General features: G+C 64.8%; 1 protein-coding gene. It reads right to left on the bottom strand.

Annotation, left to right across the window (positions count from 1 at the left end):
* Positions 1 to 232: 232 nt before the first annotated feature.
* On the bottom strand, positions 233 to 603 hold a 371-nt coding region (locus tag A9Q02_RS24290), incomplete at its 5' end, for a hypothetical protein (protein WP_172451013.1).

Raw genomic sequence — 603 nt, 5'->3', positions numbered from 1 at the left:
AGCGCGGTCTCTGCTGAGACGCCGGTGGTCGCAATGATCTCGGCCATGAGGGCCTGCAGGTCGTCGCCACTCGGCGCGGGCGTGGGCGTGGTCGGTCGCGTGCTCATGGATCGTCTCCTTGTGGTTTCAGGCAACACAAAAGACCGTGTGCGCAGCGTTAGCACACGGCCCTGCGCCACAGCGGCGCACGCCATCAGGTCGAGTTAGGGGGTGGGTGACAAGACACCTCCTTTCAGTTCTGGTCTGCAGACAGCGCCGCAACCGGAAACTCGGGCTGCTCCCAGTGCCCATCGGTGAGATTTGGCAGCGTGGTGATCGTGCGATCAGCCTGCAGCAGCGCCTCGTCAATGGGCTTCCAGGGCAGGCCGACCTGGGCGCGGTAGCGGATGAGGTGGTAGGCAAGACGGGCTGATCTGGATCGCCTGAGGGCGGCAATCGAGATCCCGTAATCCGCCGTGTAGGCCGTGCCGATGCCGCGCGCAAAGCCAATCATGGCCATCCTCGCCGGGCCAGAGCTATCGAAGCTCAGCACCAGCGGCGAACGGCAGACCCACGAAGGCTTGCCGATCCCGAGCAGGTGGATGCGGCGTTGAAACGGGTCGA

The organism is Candidatus Chloroploca asiatica (assembly GCF_002532075.1).
GTDB classification, from domain to species: domain Bacteria; phylum Chloroflexota; class Chloroflexia; order Chloroflexales; family Chloroflexaceae; genus Chloroploca; species Chloroploca asiatica.
The sequence above is the reverse complement of the archived record's forward strand: the minus strand, read 5'-3'. Positions and strand labels throughout refer to the sequence as shown.